This is a genomic window from Variovorax paradoxus (assembly GCF_024734665.1).
GTDB lineage: Bacteria > Pseudomonadota > Gammaproteobacteria > Burkholderiales > Burkholderiaceae_C > Variovorax.
On the sequence record NZ_CP102931.1, the window covers coordinates 3,218,159 to 3,233,995 of the forward strand.

General features: G+C 66.4%; 15 protein-coding genes. 10 read left to right on the top strand and 5 right to left on the bottom strand.

All coding sequences use genetic code 11. From position 1 onward, the window contains the following. The first annotated feature begins 116 nt into the window (after positions 1 to 116). The 4 genes from acs to NWF24_RS15165 all read left to right on the top strand — a co-directional run bounded on the left by acs (position 117) and on the right by NWF24_RS15165 (position 3,881). A complete protein-coding gene (gene acs, locus NWF24_RS15150) occupies positions 117 to 2,093 on the top strand; it encodes an acetate--CoA ligase (protein ID WP_258354885.1) in 1,977 nt (658 codons plus the stop codon). Positions 2,094 to 2,304: 211 nt separating this feature from the next. Further along, positions 2,305 to 2,754, top strand: coding sequence for a host attachment protein (locus NWF24_RS15155; RefSeq protein WP_258354886.1), 450 nt, complete (start codon positions 2,305 to 2,307; stop codon positions 2,752 to 2,754). Between the two features lie 40 nt (positions 2,755 to 2,794). After that, on the top strand, positions 2,795 to 3,058 hold the full coding sequence (locus NWF24_RS15160) for a BON domain-containing protein (RefSeq protein WP_258354887.1): 264 nt from the start codon (positions 2,795 to 2,797) through the stop codon (positions 3,056 to 3,058). 19 nt (positions 3,059 to 3,077) lie between these two features. Next, entirely contained in the window at positions 3,078 to 3,881 is an 804-nt protein-coding gene (locus tag NWF24_RS15165) for a response regulator (RefSeq protein ID WP_258354888.1), read from the top strand. 123 nt (positions 3,882 to 4,004) lie between these two features. On the opposite strand, the gene NWF24_RS15170 is transcribed toward NWF24_RS15165, so the two are convergent. After that, positions 4,005 to 4,379 carry a hypothetical protein gene (locus NWF24_RS15170; protein WP_258354889.1) on the bottom strand — a complete coding sequence of 125 codons (375 nt, stop codon included), beginning with the start codon at positions 4,377 to 4,379 and terminating at the stop codon, positions 4,005 to 4,007. A gap of 191 nt (positions 4,380 to 4,570) precedes the next feature. Between NWF24_RS15170 and NWF24_RS15175 the strand changes: the two genes are divergently transcribed. The 3 genes from NWF24_RS15175 to NWF24_RS15185 all read left to right on the top strand — a co-directional run bounded on the left by NWF24_RS15175 (position 4,571) and on the right by NWF24_RS15185 (position 9,883). Continuing rightward, positions 4,571 to 6,943 (top strand): phosphoketolase family protein, encoded by a 2,373-nt coding sequence (locus NWF24_RS15175; RefSeq protein ID WP_258354890.1) that lies wholly within the window; start codon positions 4,571 to 4,573, stop codon positions 6,941 to 6,943. Between the two features lie 104 nt (positions 6,944 to 7,047). Next, complete coding sequence (locus NWF24_RS15180; protein ID WP_258354891.1) at positions 7,048 to 7,776, top strand: winged helix-turn-helix domain-containing protein; 729 nt, start codon at positions 7,048 to 7,050, stop codon at positions 7,774 to 7,776. Next, entirely contained in the window at positions 7,769 to 9,883 is a 2,115-nt protein-coding gene (locus NWF24_RS15185; protein WP_258354892.1) for a PAS domain S-box protein, read from the top strand. Before NWF24_RS15180 ends, NWF24_RS15185 begins: the two co-directional genes overlap by 8 nt. Before the next feature lie 17 nt (positions 9,884 to 9,900). On the opposite strand, the gene NWF24_RS15190 is transcribed toward NWF24_RS15185, so the two are convergent. Beyond that, the gene (locus NWF24_RS15190) at positions 9,901 to 10,653 is read right to left on the bottom strand and encodes a Crp/Fnr family transcriptional regulator (protein WP_093074280.1); all 753 of its coding nucleotides are present in this window, start codon (positions 10,651 to 10,653) and stop codon (positions 9,901 to 9,903) included. 236 nt (positions 10,654 to 10,889) lie between these two features. Between NWF24_RS15190 and NWF24_RS15195 the strand changes: the two genes are divergently transcribed. Beyond that, positions 10,890 to 11,393, top strand: coding sequence for an ornithine carbamoyltransferase (locus NWF24_RS15195; RefSeq protein ID WP_093060163.1), 504 nt, complete (start codon positions 10,890 to 10,892; stop codon positions 11,391 to 11,393). A gap of 53 nt (positions 11,394 to 11,446) precedes the next feature. Next, positions 11,447 to 12,100 carry a BON domain-containing protein gene (locus NWF24_RS15200; RefSeq protein ID WP_258354893.1) on the top strand — a complete coding sequence of 218 codons (654 nt, stop codon included), beginning with the start codon at positions 11,447 to 11,449 and terminating at the stop codon, positions 12,098 to 12,100. Between the two features lie 194 nt (positions 12,101 to 12,294). On the opposite strand, the gene NWF24_RS15205 is transcribed toward NWF24_RS15200, so the two are convergent. Beyond that, on the bottom strand, positions 12,295 to 13,119 hold the full coding sequence (locus tag NWF24_RS15205; RefSeq protein WP_258354894.1) for a universal stress protein: 825 nt from the start codon (positions 13,117 to 13,119) through the stop codon (positions 12,295 to 12,297). 185 nt (positions 13,120 to 13,304) lie between these two features. Between NWF24_RS15205 and NWF24_RS15210 the strand changes: the two genes are divergently transcribed. Then, positions 13,305 to 14,885 (top strand): oleate hydratase, encoded by a 1,581-nt coding sequence (locus tag NWF24_RS15210; RefSeq protein ID WP_258354895.1) that lies wholly within the window; start codon positions 13,305 to 13,307, stop codon positions 14,883 to 14,885. A gap of 165 nt (positions 14,886 to 15,050) precedes the next feature. On the opposite strand, the gene NWF24_RS15215 is transcribed toward NWF24_RS15210, so the two are convergent. Further along, positions 15,051 to 15,263 (bottom strand): hypothetical protein, encoded by a 213-nt coding sequence (locus NWF24_RS15215; protein ID WP_093074290.1) that lies wholly within the window; start codon positions 15,261 to 15,263, stop codon positions 15,051 to 15,053. Positions 15,264 to 15,307: 44 nt separating this feature from the next. After that, complete coding sequence (locus NWF24_RS15220; protein ID WP_258354896.1) at positions 15,308 to 15,835, bottom strand: hypothetical protein; 528 nt, start codon at positions 15,833 to 15,835, stop codon at positions 15,308 to 15,310. Between the last annotated feature and the right edge of the window lie 2 nt (positions 15,836 to 15,837).

Consider the following 15,837-nt stretch of genomic DNA (forward strand, 5'->3'; position numbering starts at 1 on the left):
TTGTGTGCAATGGCCCGATTAGGAGTGCACGCGCCGCATCGAAGCTTGCGCTGGCGCAAGGTTTTCTCCTTCGCCGTCGGCAAGATCGCGCCATCACCCCACGAAAGACACGAGACATGAACGCTCCCGATCTCCCGTCCCGCCTTCCGATCTATGCGCCCCCGGAAGCACTCTCCCGCACCGCGCATATCGCCGGTCGCGCCGCTTACGACGCCCTTGTGGCCGAAGCCGATGCCGACCACGAGGGCTACTGGGCTCGCCTTGCGCGCGAATTCATCGGCTGGAAAACGCCGTTCACCAAGACGCTCGACAGCAGCGATGCGCCCTATTACCGCTGGTTCGAGGACGGCACTCTCAACGTCTCGTGGAACTGCCTCGATCGCCAGGTGGAGGCCGGCAAGGGCAACAAGGTGGCGATCATCTTCGAGTCGGACGACGGCAAGGTCACCCACACGACCTATTCGCAACTGCTCGCGCAGACCTGCCGCATGGCCAACGCGCTGAAGGCGCGCGGCGTGAAGAAAGGCGACCGCGTCGTCATCTACATGCCGATGTCGGTCGAAGGCGTGGTCGCGATGCAGGCCTGCGCGCGGCTGGGCGCAGTGCACTCGGTGGTGTTCGGCGGTTTCTCGGCGCACGCGCTGCGCGACCGCATCGCGGACACCGGCGCCGCAGTGGTCATCACGGCCGACCAGCAGGTGCGCGCGGGCAAGCAGCTGCCGCTCAAGACAATGGTCGACGAGGCGCTCGCGCTGGGCGGCTGCGAGGCGGTGGAGTCGGTCCTCGTCTACCGCCGCACCGGCGGGCCCATTGCGTGGACGCCGCGCGATCTGTGGATGCACGAAATAACCCAGGCGCAGGGCGACAGCTGCGAACCCGAATGGGTGGGCGCCGAGCATCCGCTGTTTCTGCTCTACACATCGGGCTCCACCGGCAAGCCCAAAGGCGTGCAGCACTGCAGCGGCGGCTACCTGCTGCATGCGGCACTCACCACGAAGTGGACCTTCGACATGCACGACGACGACGTGTTCTGGTGCACGGCCGACATCGGCTGGGTCACCGGCCACACCTACATCGCCTACGGCCCACTGGCCATCGGCGCGACGGAGGTGATGTTCGAGGGCGTGCCCACATTCCCTGACGCGGGGCGCTTCTGGCAGATGATCGAGCGGCACGGCGTCACGGTCTTCTACACCGCGCCCACCGCCATCCGCTCGCTCATCAAGGCAGCCGAAGGCAACTCCGCCGTTCACCCCGACCGCTACGACCTGCGCAGCCTGCGCGTGCTGGGCTCGGTCGGCGAACCGATCAACCCGGCCGCGTGGGAGTGGTATCGCAAGCACGTGGGCGGCGGCCGCTGCCCGGTGCTCGACACCTGGTGGCAGACCGAGACCGGCGGCCACATGATCACGCCGCTGCCGGGCGCCACCGACCTCGTGCCGGGCTCCTGCACCCTGCCCTTTCCGGGTATCGCCGCGGCCATCGTCGACGAGATGGGCAACGACGTGCCCAACGGCGAGAGCGGCCTGCTGGTCATCAAGAAGCCCTGGCCGAGCATGATCCGCGCGGTGTGGGGCGACGACGCGCGCTACCGTTCGAGCTACTACCCGCCGGAGCTGCGCGGCTACTACCTGGCGGGCGATGGCGCCGCGCGCGATGCGCTCACGGGCTACTTCACCATCGGCGGGCGCATCGACGACGTGCTGAACGTCAGCGGCCACCGCATGGGCACCATGGAAATCGAATCGGCGCTGGTGGCCTGCACGGCGCTGGTGGCCGAGGCCGCGGTGGTCGGCCGGCCAGACGACACCACCGGCGAGGCGATCTGCGCGTTCGTGGTGCTCAAGCAGCCGCGCCCCGAGGGCAAGGAAGCCGACCGCCTGGCGGCCGAGCTGCGCGCCTGGATCGGCAAGGAGATCGGCCCCATCGCCAAGCCCAAGGAGATCCGCTTCGCCGACAACCTGCCCAAGACCCGCAGCGGAAAGATCATGCGCCGCCTGCTGCGCTCGGTGGCCAAGGGCGAGGCGATCACGCAGGACGTGTCGACGCTGGAGAACCCGGCGATCCTCGATCAGCTGACCGAGGCGCACTGAACCCGCCCTGCCCGGCTAGTTCTGGGTCGGGGAGCGGTGCACCGGGAGCGCATTCAACGGAATGCGCAGGTACGCAACACCGTTGTCGTCGGCCTGGGCACTCGCTAGCCGTGCAAGCAGCTCGGGCAAGAGGCCGGAAGTTGATCCAGCGCAAAGTCTGCCGTGAATCCGCGTCCTAGTCTTGGGCATCGCCCTTACTCCGGGAAGCGTCATGAAGACCCAATTGATCGTCATCGCCAATGCCGCATCGGCACGCATCTTTCGCCGAGACACCGCCAAGTCGCCGCTGGTGCCGGTCGCAACCCTCGCACACGATGCAAGCCGGCTGCACACCAGGGAACTCGAGTCGGACCGTCCCGGCAGCCAGGCCGCCGACAACAGCCGGGGCCTCAACCATTTCGAGCCGCGAAGCGACGCACGGCGCAATGAGCACCAGCGCTTCGCGAAGGAAATCGCCCACCGGCTGGACGCGGGCCTGAAGGCCGGCGAGTACGCCTCGCTCACGCTTTTCGCCTCGAACCCTTTCATGGGCGAACTGAAGGCGCAGCTGAGCGAAGCGGTCACCCAGCGGCTCAAGGCCACGCTGAACAACGACCTGTGCCACGTGGGCATCGCGGAACTCGAAAGCCGCATCTCGGGCTCGTGGTCCGCAGTGCTCTGACGCCATGGACAGGTTTCCTCCGACTTCAGAAAGGATTGCCATGAACCCGGACATTCAACTCAGACACGATGTTTTCGCTCAACTCAACTGGGACCCCGCAGTCAACGCCTGTGATATCGATGTACGTGTGAAAGACGGCGTGGTGACCTTGCTGGGCAAGGTGGCCGACGAGGCCCAGCGCGCGGCTGCGGAATGCGCCGCACGCCGCACCGAGGGCCTGACGACGCTCTTGAACGGGCTCACCGTTCGGCCGCCCCGTGAATGGGCGCTGGATGCCGCGGCATCCAGCGCTCATTCAGCCTGAACTGAACTTCAGCAACAGCATGAAGCCATCCTTGGATGCAGTCCCACCCGAGCCGTCACCGTTGACGCGTGGCGCCCCGCACTGGCTCGCGAAGATCGAAAGCGCCCCTGCGCAGGAGACGAATCGGGTACCGGTGAATTCATGGCCGGGCTTCCTGTCCGGCCAGCCCGGGAAGCCGGTGCGGGTGCTGGTGATCGACGAAGACGCCGATGCGCGGCGTGCAATCGCCCACGAACTGGCCACGGACGCGCGCGTGCGCATCGTCGGCGAAGCGGGCAGCCTGCAGGAAGGCAAGCGCCTTCTGACACGGCATGAATTCGACGTGCTCATCATCGATGTCCGGCTCGGCGGCGGCAAAGGATTCGAACTTATCGAGAGCGCCCGACGCCATTGCAGTTCGGCCGAAGTCATCGTGCATTCGGCTCTGGAAGACGAGGTTCATGTGCGCCGGGCGTTCACCGCGGGTGCATGGGGCTATCTCGTCAAGAACTCCTGGTTCCAGGATTTCGCGCAGGCGGTGCTGCAGGTCGTCAATGGCGGTGCGGCGGTGTCGCCGAGCGTGATCCGGCACCTGCTGATGCGACTTGGAAATGCCCCCCTTGCACTGCGGGAAGCCGAAGGCGGCCCCCGCGGAGTTCTCTCGGCGCGGGAACGCGAGGTGCTCCGGCTCGTTGCCGAAGGCCATGTCACAGGGGACATCGCCCGCCATCTTTCGATCAGCGGGCGGACGGTCTGCGCCCACATGAAGAACATCTGCCTCAAGCTGCAGGTGCGCACGCGTGCGCATGCGGTGATCGCGGCCGCCAACCAGGGGCTGCTGTAGCCGCGCGCGCCAGTGCGCCACGAGCACATCGGCCCATCGGCCGCTTCTTCCGCGCAAGCAGGTGGCTGCGCCGGGTTGCATCCGACTGGCAGGCCGGTCGGCACGATGCCCATGTCGAGAGCGTCACGCTTTCCTTCGCGTCGCGGCTGCCTTGCGACCAGCATACTGCCGGCGTGCGGACGGTGCCGCGGCCAATGCTCCGTGCAGGGTGCGCAGGGCGTCGTTCACCACGGCCCGCCGGGATGGTGTGGCCTCGATGGCTACCGGTGGCGTGTGGGAAACACCGTCCGTGTCCGAACGCCGGAACGCATGCATCGGCGCCATGACCAACGCCCGCCAGTCCTCGGCCCGCATGACGGCATCCGTTTCGGCGCGGGTCAGTGCGATGCCGTCCTGCAGGATGCGCGATCCGATCGTCTCGAACATTTCGAGCGAATGCAGCCAGATGCCGTACTGCGCCTTGCACAGCGCAAGCGGAAAAGTGAAGCCGGAGTTCATGGTGTGTCCTCTTGCCCGAAGGGGCATTCACACGAATGCTGACGCCGCACCGCCCTGCCCGGCTTGCGCGGGATCAAGGCAACACAAAGCCACGCTTCCTGTATCGGTTGTTACCGGCTTGAGCGACATCAACCCTGCGCACGCTCGCATGCCCATACTGGAACGTCCGTCCACCCAGAAAGCAGCTCGACATGGCCTTCTCCCCTGCACCGGCAATTCCGGACGACGACTTCGCGCTGCTCGATGCCTGGTGGCGCGCCGCCAACTACCTCTCGGCGGGCCAGATCTACCTGATGGACAACCCCCTGCTGCGCGAGAAGCTTGTGCTCTCGCACATCAAGCCGCGCCTGCTGGGGCATTGGGGGACCACGCCGGGCCTGAATTTCATCTACGCGCACATGAACCGCGCCATCAACGCGCGGGACCTCGATGCCATCTTCATCGCGGGTCCGGGCCACGGCGGGCCGGGCGTGGTCGCCAACACGTACCTCGAAGGGACCTACAGCGAGGTGTATCCCGCCATCGGGCAGGACGCCGAGGGCCTGCAGCGCCTGTTCACTCAGTTTTCGTTTCCGGGCGGCATTCCGAGCCACGTCGCGCCCGAGACGCCGGGCTCCATCCACGAGGGCGGCGAGCTGGGCTATTCGCTGCTGCACGCCTACGGAGCGGTGTTCGACAACCCTTCGCTGCTGGCCTGCTGCGTGATCGGCGACGGCGAGGCCGAGACCGGTGCGCTGGCGGCGAGCTGGCACTCCAACAAGTTCCTGAACCCGCAGCGCGACGGAGCGGTGCTGCCGATCCTGCATCTGAACGGCTACAAGATTGCCGGCCCCACCGTGCTGGCGCGCATCGGCGAGGAAGAACTGACGCAGTTGCTGCGTGGCTACGGGCACGAACCGTACTTCGTCGTGGGCGACGAGCCGGCCGGGATGCACAGGCAGATGGCGGCCGTGCTCGATACAGCGCTGGACAGCATTCGCGCCATCCAGGCCAGCGCCCGCAAGGACGGTTTTCACACGAGGCCGCGCTGGCCCATGATCGTGCTGCGATCTCCCAAGGGCTGGACCGGACCGCGCCAGGTTGACGGCCTGCAGGTCGAAGGCACCTTCCGCGCGCACCAGGTGCCGCTCACCGACTTTGCAGCCAAGCCCGGCCACGTCGAACTGCTCGAACAGTGGCTGCGCAGCTACCGGCCCGAGGAACTGTTCGATGCGCGCGGCGCGCTGCGCCCCGAAATCGCGGCCCTCGCGCCCGTGGGCCTTCGCCGCATGAGTGCCAATCCGCACGCCAATGGCGGATTGCTGCTGAAGGATCTGACGATGCCGCCCTTCCGCGCACACGCCGTGCCGGTGGTGGCGCCGGGTGCGGTCGACGCCGAGGCCACGCGCGTCGCGGGCAACTTCCTGCGCGAAGTCATGCGCGCCAATGCGCAAGAGCGCAACTTCCGGGTGATGGGACCTGACGAAACCGCGTCGAACCGGCTCGGCGCCCTGTTCGAGGTAACCGAACGCACGACGACCGCCCAGATATGGCCGGGCGACGACCACCTTTCGCCCGATGGCCGCGTGATGGAAGTGCTGAGCGAACACCTTTGCCAGGGCTGGCTCGAAGGCTACCTGCTGACCGGGCGACACGGCTTCTTCTCGTGCTACGAGGCCTTCATCCACATCATCGACTCGATGTTCAACCAGCATGCCAAGTGGCTGAAGGTTGCGCGCGGCATCGGGTGGCGGCGGCCCGTAGCGTCGCTGAACTACCTGCTCACGAGCCATGTCTGGCGCCAGGACCACAACGGCTTCAGCCACCAGGACCCGGGCTTTCTCGATCACGTGGTCAACAAGAAGGCCGAGGTGGTGCGCGTGTACCTGCCGCCGGACGCCAACACCCTGCTCTCGGTGACTGACCATTGCCTGCGCAGCCGCGACTACGTGAACGTCATCGTGGCCGGCAAGCAGCCCGCGCCGCAGTGGCTGGACATCGATGCCGCGGTGCGCCATTGCGCCACGGGCCTGGGCATCTGGGAATGGGCTTGCAACGACGAAGGCGGCACGCCCGACGTGGTCATGGCCTGCGCCGGCGACGTGCCCACGCTGGAGACGATGGCAGCCGTCGACCTGCTGCGCGAAAAGGTGCCGCAGCTGAAGGTGCGGGTGGTGAACGTGGTCGACCTGATGGCGCTGCAGTCGCCGGCCGCGCACCCGCACGGCCTTTCCGATGCCGACTTCGACGCCATCTTCACTACCGACAGGCCGGTGATCTTCGCGTTCCACGGCTACCCGGCGCTGATTCACCGGCTGATCTACAAGCGGCGCAACCACCCCGGCTTCCACGTCCACGGCTATTGCGAGGAAGGCACCACCACCACGCCATTCGACATGACGGTGCTCAACCGGCTGGATCGCTTTCACCTGGCCGCCGATGCCATAGCACGCGTGCCGCGTCTGTGCGACAGCACGGGGCATGTGCAGCAGCATCTGCGCGACAGGCTGCTGGAGCACCGGGCCTACATCACCCGCCACGGCCGGGACATGCCGGAGATCGAGAACTGGCGCTGGACGCGGTAGCCAACGACAGGGCTGCAAGGGGTGCCGTCGGCGAAGCGTGCGTGCTACGCTCGCCCCCGATTCAGAATGTTTACAACATTCGTGCTTTATTTCCTTGCCCACGCATGAAACCTGCCTCCCACATCGCGGTGCTCGACGACGAGGTCGACATCACGCTGCTGCTGGCCAACTACCTGCAGGGCCACGGCTTTCGTGTGACCCAGGTCCATAACGGCCGCAGCCTCATGACGCTGATGGACACCGATCCCGCAGACCTCGTGCTGCTCGATCTCGGCCTGCCCGGCGAAGACGGCTTCACCATTGCGCGCCGCGTGCGCGAAAGCTGGCGCTGCGGCCTCGTCATCGTCACGGGCCGAGGCGATGCGGTGGACAAAGTTGTGGGCCTGGAGGTGGGCGCCGACGACTACGTGACCAAGCCCTTCGACCTTCGCGAACTGGTGGCGCGCGTGAAGGCGGTGCTGCGCCGGCTCACGCCCGAGACACCCGCGTCCCCGGCGCCCGTTGCAGCTTCTCCCGACAAGCTGAGCTTCGCCGGCTGGCAGCTCGACACCGCCGCGCGCAGCCTCAGGAATCCGCAAGGCGAGCAAGTGCCCCTGACCGGGGGCGAGTTCGACCTGCTGCAGGCCTTTGCCCGCCATCCCGGCCGTGTGCTGTCGCGCGACTTCCTGCTCGAGCAGACACGCGGTCGCGAAGCCGCCCCCTTCGACCGCACGATCGACGTGCAGGTCGGCCGGCTGCGCAAGAAGATCGAGGCGGACGCCGACGATCCGCAGCTCATCAAGTCGGTGCGAGGCGCTGGCTACATCCTGGTGCCGCCGGTTTCCCATGGCTGACGCTGCAGGCAACCCGCCCTTCCTGCCCGACGTGCCCATCCAGGGCTTGCCGTCGGGCATCGAGGAAGGCAGCGTGTTCCGCTCGCTCTTCATCGCCTACCCAGATTCGCTGCTGCTGGTAGACCAGTCCGGCAGCATCATGCTCGCCAACCCCTCGGCAGCCGCGCTGCTGGGCTATGCGGTGGAAGAACTGGTGGGCCTGAACGTCGATGTGCTCGTGCCCGACAGCATCCGCCCGCGCCATGCCTCTTACCGTGAAGCCTATGGCCGCTCCCCCCGCCCGCGCCCCATGGGCACGCAGATGGAGCTGGTGGCCAAGCGAAAGGATGGCAGCGAGGTCATGGTCGAGATCGCGCTCAGCCCGCTGCAGAACCATGGCCTGCCCTTCGTCGTGGCCGCCATCCGCGACATCGGCGCCTACCCGCGCGTGAAGCAGGCGCTGCAGCGCGCCCGTTACAGCGAACACCTGGCCCAGTTGGGGCGCCTGGCGGTCGACACGCGCGACCTGCAGGTGGTGCTCGAGCATGTGCCGGAAATCATCACAACGGCCTTGCAAGTCGAGGTCGCGATGGTGTGGCTGCTCGACAGCAACGGCCTCGAGTTTCGCGTAGTCAGCGGTATCGGCCTGATCGCCGGTGAAGAGATAGGTTCGCGCATTGCCAACCGCCCCGACACCCCGCCGGGTTTCGCGCTCTCCCAAGGGCGGCCGGTCGTGGTGCCGGACTATGGCAAGGAACATCGCTTTGCCGTGCCCCAGGCCTACCTCGACGCCGGACTGGTCAGCGCACTCGCGGTGCCGCTGTCTGACCGGGGACGGGTAATCGGCATGCTGTCGGTGCGCTCGACGGAGTCCAAGCGCTTCGGCGACGAAGAAGTGCGCTTTCTCGAATCGCTTTCCAGCCTGCTTGCCACCAGCCTGCAGCGCGTGCAGACCGAGGAGGCGCTCAACCATGCGCAGCGGCTCGAAAGCGTCGGCCAGCTCACGGGCGGCATCGCGCACGATTTCAACAACCTGTTGACCATCATCCAGGGCAACCTCCAGGTCCTGGAAGAAATGCCCGCACTTGCGCAGGACAGTTACGCCCAGCAGTTGCTGGGTGCTGCCACACGCGCCACGCGACGAGGAGCCGAACTCACCGGCAAGCTGCTGGCGTTTTCGCGCCGGCAGATGCTGCAGCCGATCGCCGTCGACACACATGCGCTGCTGCACTCCCTGGCCGACATGCTGCGGCGCACGCTGGACCAGCGCATTCGCATCGAAATCGACACCGCGCCTGGTTGTCCGCCTGTGGTGGCAGACGCGGGGCAGCTGGAATCGGCGCTGCTCAACATTGCGATCAATGCGCGTGACGCCATGCCCGAGGGCGGCACGCTGCGTTTTCGCACCGAGCTGTGCGGTGCGTTGCCGGAGGCACTGCGCAGCGAACGCAACGACCCGAACAGCAACGCAGCCGCGCGCTTCGTCGCAATCTCCATCGCCGACAGCGGCACGGGCATGTCCGAGGAGGTGAAGGAGCGAGCCTTCGAGCCCTTCTTCACCACCAAGGAGGCCGGCCGCGGTACCGGACTGGGCCTGAGCACGGTGCACGGCTTCGTCAATCAGTCTCGGGGCGCGGTCGCGATCGATAGCAAGGCGGGCCGGGGCACTACCGTGACGCTCTACCTGCCGCAACAGGAAGAGGCCGGACCGCCAGCCACCGAGGACGAACGTGCCGACGAAACGATCCCGCCCGGCTTGCGTGTGATGCTGGTCGAGGACGACGCGGAGGTGCGCAAGGTGGTGCACACCTTCCTTGCCACGCTGGGCTGCGATGTTGTCACGGCTGCCACGGCCGAGCAGGCGTTGTCGGCGCTGGACGCAGGCGCCGGGCCTTTCGACCTCCTGCTGAGCGACATCGCCCTGGGCGCCGGCATGCGAGGCACGCGGCTGGCCATCGAGGCGCAGCAGCGCTTTCCCCGGCTGGCGGTGTTGCTGATGTCGGGCTTCTCGTCCGAGTTGCTGGATGCCGACCGAGAGGTGCCGCAGAGCTGGGAACTGCTGCGCAAACCCTACTCGCGCTCCGAACTGGCGCGCGCCATGGCCAAGGTGCTGGCCGGCCACGCCTGAACGCGTGGCTGCGACTTTTACTGGAGCATTGCGGGTGCAGGTGCCAGGCAGCGCTGCACGAAGGCCGACAGTGCGCCGACGTCGGGAATCTGCACATCGCGGCGCCCCTTGGTGGCAAAACCGATGACGTTGTCGCGCGCCAGCCGCGACAGCGCGCGGCTCACGCTCTCGAGCGTCATGCCCAGGTAGTTGCCGATCTCGGCGCGCGTCATGCGCAGGGTGATCTCGTCGGTGCGCATGCCGCGCTCGGCCAGCGTCTCCGCCCAGTAGCGCAGGAAGTCGGCCACGCGGGCGTCGGCCGGCAGTGTGCAGACGGACATCAGCGAGTCCCGGTCGTGCGAGATCTCCCGGCTCATGGCAGTGTGCAGAACTTGCAGCAAGCCGGGATGCGTGACGCAGGCGGCCAGCAGGGCCTCGTATGACACCACCCAGATTTCGCCGGTATCCATGGCCACCGCATCGCATGAATAGCGGCTGCCCGCGATGCCGTCGAAGCCGAGCCAGTCACCGCGGAACTTGAGACCCACCACCTGCTCGCGCCCGTCGGCCGAGAGATTCACGATCTTGAAGAAGCCCGAGTTCAGGATGTAGAGATTGCCGAAGCGCTCGCCCGCCTGGTAGATCGTGTCGCCCGTGTGCACCACACGGCGCTGCGGCTTGAGTTGCTCGGCAAGCAGCTTCAGCGTATCGCCGGTGCTCCGGTCCGCGCACTCCCGGCCGATGGTCGGCAGGACCGGTGTGGTCTTCGAGGAAGTGGCGGTATTGAGCATCTGGACTCCTTGGTGATCTGTCGCGTGTCGATGGATGGATGCTAGGAAGCCCTCGGCAACGCAATGACAACGGTCGGAATCGGTGGGTAACGCTCGGTGAATGAAGTGTGTCCGGCGTGTATCAACGGCATTCGGCGTGCTGCAAGTCACGCGGGACACGCCCTGTGCCTTGACCTGCATCAAGTCCGCGACCGTTGTCGTCTCTAACCTTGGCGAGTCACACATTGACCATTGCCATGCCCCTTTCCAACAACGCCCGCAGTCCCGAGGCCGAGCCGCAGCTCTCTCCCCTGAACGTGGCGAGCCTGCTGTGCCACGCGCGCATCCTCCAGCGCGCCTCGCTGGACGGGACCACCCGCCAGCTGCTGCGCGGCAAGAACCTGGGGCTGCTGTGCGAAACGCAGCCCGACGAGGCTCAAGCGCTGTTCCGCCGTGCCGCGGAGGCATTGGGCGCCCACGTAGCCGTCATGCGCTCGAGCCTGTCGTCAGCAAGTACGCCGCAGGAAGTGCAGCACACCGCCCGCATGCTCGGCCGCCTCTACGAGGCCGTGGAGTGCCAGGGCCTGGAGCCCGTGCTCGTTCAACAGATCGGCCAGCATGCCGGGATTCCGGTCTTCGATGGTGCCGCCATGCGAGGCCATCCGGCCGAGCAACTGGCCGGGCTTCTCGGAGACAAGACCCCGCTGGCCGACAACCGGTGCTTCGTGCTCCAGGCCCTGCTGCTGGACGCCATCGCCTGAGCCGCCGGGCCCGAGGCAACTGCCCTTCCATTCATTCACCGCAAGGAATCTTCATGAAGACCGATACCCAATTGCGCAACGACATCCAGGCCGAGCTGACCTGGGCGCCCGAGGTCAAGACCTCCGACGTCGGCGTGATCGTCAAGGACGGCGTGGTCACCCTCACAGGCCACCTCGCCAGCCACGCCGAGAAGTACGCCGTCGAGCGCGCCGTGCAGCGCGTGCATGGTGTCAAGGCGCTGGCCGTCGAATTGACGGTGAAGCTGCCCTTCGACAACCAGCGCACCGATGCCGACATAGCCATGGCGGTCGAATGTGCACTCGACTGGAACGCGCTCGTTCCCGACGACAAGATCCAGCCCCTGGTGGAAAACGGCTGGATCACGCTGGCTGGCGAAGTCGAGTGGGGATATCAGCGCAGCGCCGCCGAAAGCGCAGTGCGCGACCTGATGGGGGTGACCGGCGTGTCGAACCTCGTGAAAGTCAAGCCGAAGGTGAGCCCTGCCGACGTCGAGAAGAAGATTCACGACGCGCTTTCGCGCCAGGCCGACCGCGAAGCCCGCCAGCTCGCCATCACGGTCGACGGCTCGCAGGTCACGCTGCGCGGCACGGTCCACTCCTGGACCGAGCGCGATGCGGTGCAGGGTGCCGCGTGGGCCACGCCAGGCGTCACTGTGGTGGTGAATGACCTGCTGGTGGACGCCTGAGGCGGCAACGCCCGGGCTGTCTTTTGAGCGAGTCCTGCCGTGAATGCCGCACTGCCGCCACTCGAACTGGAGCAATGCAACATCTCCGGGCCCGGCTCCGGGGGAACAGGCTATCGCGCGGGGGCGCAATTCGCGGTAGCTGCGGGTAGTCAAGTGCATTGCAGCCCCCTCTTCGCACTGGCGCCCCAGTGGCCTCAGTGCGACATCAGCACGGGCAGAGTCATCCACTGAAGCATGGACAGCGTGGCGCCGCCCATCACCCATTCGCGCGCCCGGCTGTGGCCGTAGCAGCCCATCACCAGCAGGTCCGAGCCCAGGTCGGCAGCGAAGGACAGCAGCTTGTTGCCGATATCGTCTTCCTTGTCGCCGCCGGGATGCAGCGTGATGTTCTGGACGTCCTGCATCCGCAGGTAGTTCTGCAGTCTCTGCAGCGACGCCTCCGCGTCCTCGCCGTAGGCCACGACATGCACCCGGGCCGCCTTTCGCAGCCATGGCAGCGCGGCGGTCACGGCGCGCGCGGACTCGGGGGTTTCCTTCCACGCCACCAGCACGTTGCGGCCGACGGAACCGACCGGCCCCGCATACGGCAGCACCAGCGCCGGCCGACCGCTCTGCACCAGAACGCTGGGCAGGAAATCACCGGGGAGCTCGCCGTCTATCGGGTCGTTCCGGTCGCGTTGGCCGAGGACCATCAGGTCGCCGTAGAGCGCGCGCCGCGCGAATCCCCACGGACCATCGCTCTCAGGCTCGGCCCAGTGCAGGCGCTGGGAGCCTGCACTGTGCTCCATGAAGGTCGCGTGCATCCTGTCGCGCGCGTCCTTGTCGATCTCCTGCATGATCGCGACCGCCTCCGCGGCAGCCTCGATGGCGAACGGGTAGCGCATGAGCGCGGACAGGGTGCACGGCTGGCCTGTCACCTCGGCATCGAAGGTCTCTGCGAGCTGGCGCGCCAGCTTGATGCGCTCCACGGTACGGGCCGAGCCGTCGAGGTGAAGCAGGATGGATTTCGGGGTCTGCATGAAGGCTCCTTGGGCTGGCGGGATGTGATGCGCTCACCTTAGGCCTGCCCACCAGGCACAGCCTTGCGCTGAATCAACCGCCCGCAAACTTCCACGCGACAGCGCCGATGCTTGATCGAGCGCAAGGCCGGGCCGGGCACGCAGGCCTAGCCTCGGACCTCGTCTTCGCATCACGGCACCACTCCATGACCTCTCTCCAACAGGCCTGCATCGTCGGTAGCGGCATCGGCGCGCTTTCCGCGGCCGTGCTTCTGATTCGCGACGCCGGCATGCCCGGATCGCACATCCGCATCCTCGAGGAGGGGCCGACACCCGGTGGCGCTCTCGATGGCAGCGGCAATGCCATCCAGGGCTACGTGACGCGCGGCGGACGCATGTTCACCGATGAGACCTACACCTGCCTGTGGAATGTGCTGCAGAGCATTCCCTCTCGCGGCGCGCCGAACCGCACGGTGCGCGACGAGATTCAGGCCTTCAATGCGCTGTGGCGTTCCGATGCGCACGCCCGGCTGATCGACCGGCATCGCCGCATCCTCGATGCCAGCGACCTGGGTTTCAATTTCCAGGATCGGGTGGAGCTGATGCGCCTGCTGGCCACGCCCGAACGGGTGCTGGGCAGGCAGCGCATCGAGGAATGCTTTTCCACCCACTTTCTCGACACTCATTTCTGGGCCATGTGGCGCACGACCTTCGCATTCCAGAACTGGCACAGCGCCGTCGAGCTGAAGCGCTACATGCTGCGCTTCCTGCAGGAGTTGCCGCGCATCCACACGCTGGGCGGCGTGCGACGCACCGAGTTCAACCAGTACGACACCATCGTGCGCCCCATGGTGAGGTGGCTGCTGGATCGCGGGGTCCGGTTCGACTACGGCATGCGCGTGGTCGACGCGGACTTTGCCGCCGGCGCAGACGGCCTGCGGCTCGAGACCCTGCATTGCGTCAAGGAAGGCCGACCTCTGGCATACCGCCTCGGCGCAGAGGAATGTGCCTTCATCACCATCGGCTCCATGACCGCCGACTCGCGCAACGGCAACGACCACCAGGCGCCGCAACTGGTGCGTGACCAGAGCGACGGGGCCTGGACCCTGTGGCGCAACATGGCCCGCAAGGCACCGGGCCTCGGCAGGCCGGAAACCTTCTGCGGCAACGTGGACGAGAGCAAGTGGGAGTCGTTCACGCTCACGATGCGCAGCCCCTTGCTGATCCAGCGCATCCAGGCGCTATCGGGCAATCCGCCCGGCACCGGCGGGCTCATGACTTTCAAGGATTCGAGCTGGCTGATGTCGATCGTGGTGCCGCACGCGCCGCACTTCGAGGGCCAGCCCGAGGGGGTCTACACGCTGTGGGGCTACGGGTTGCTGATCGACACCCAGGGCAATCACGTCGACAAGACGATGGCACAGGCCAGCGGCCAGGAAATTCTCACGGAGCTGATGCATCACCTGGGCTTCGAGGACATCCTCGAGGAAGTGCGGCGCACCACGACCGTGGTGCCGGTGATGATGCCCTACATCACCAGCGAGTTCGCATGCCGCAGCGCATCGGACCGCCCGCCCGTCATACCGGCCGGCGCGAAGAACTTCGCCCTGCTGGGCCAATACGTGGAGATTCCGGAGGATGCGGTCTTCACGGTCGAGTACTCGGTGCGCGGCGCGATGCACGGGGTGTACGGACTCATGGGCCTGGGCCTCGAGGTGCCGCCCATCTACCACGGCATCGCCGATCCGAAGGTGGCGCTCGCGAGCCTGCGCACGTTGATGGGTTGAGCCGCCGGCCACGTCAGGGTGCGGATTCCTCCTGCCCACGTGGACTGCGACGACTGCCAGCGTCAGGACGCGGCCACGGTATTCGAGATCACGCCCCGGGGATGGAAGACCCTTGCCGCGGATGCGCCTGAAGAGGAAGCACCGCTGCGTCGCGGGTAGATGAAGCTATCGGATGCTGGAGGCGAACCATCGAAAGATGTTCTGCCGGCTCTCCGAGCTACCTCCAGTCCGCACGAAGAGGAAGCCGGTTTTCGCGTTGCCCAGCCAGTCGACTGGAATGCCTGCGGTTCGCAGAGCCTCGATTTCATCGCGCGCGTTCATGCCGAGCGGCAGTTTCAAGGTAATGGTCGCGCTGTGGATGGTCCGCCTTTTCGTCATTCGCTTCCCTTGCGTATTCCTGGAGATCCGGCCAAACCATTCCCCTATGCAGGACCGGCAGCCAGGAGCCTTGCGCGCACCATGCCTTCGCGCAAGGCACGGGCAACATCGGCGGACATGCCGTTCCTTGAATCGAAGGTGGTTGCCTCGCCTGCGCCCGATCTCGCGACGACGCCAGCCTGCCCGCCACCCGGCGTCTCCACCACTTGCTGCAGGTACAGATCGAAGCGCCCATGAAAGCCGAGAGGGAGCAATTCACCATGCTCCTGCCGGACGGCTTGCCGATAACGCGGCCCGGGGAAGAAAGCGGACTTCCAGCGAATGCTCGCACCCCTGTCATCGATGGAGGTCACGCGAGCTCCAACGAAGACCGCACCATCGGCGAACATGCTGAATTTTCCGAGCGCCTCGAAGTACTGGAACTGACGGTCGATACGCTCCTGAACCCAGCCGGTCGTGTACTCGATCGGCTTCGGCGCAAACGGCGCCTGGCAGGCGGCCCTTATACGCGCACCGAGCGTTGTGCCCACGGCGACTTCACTGGGTGGAGTCACACGCAGATCGTGGAACATTG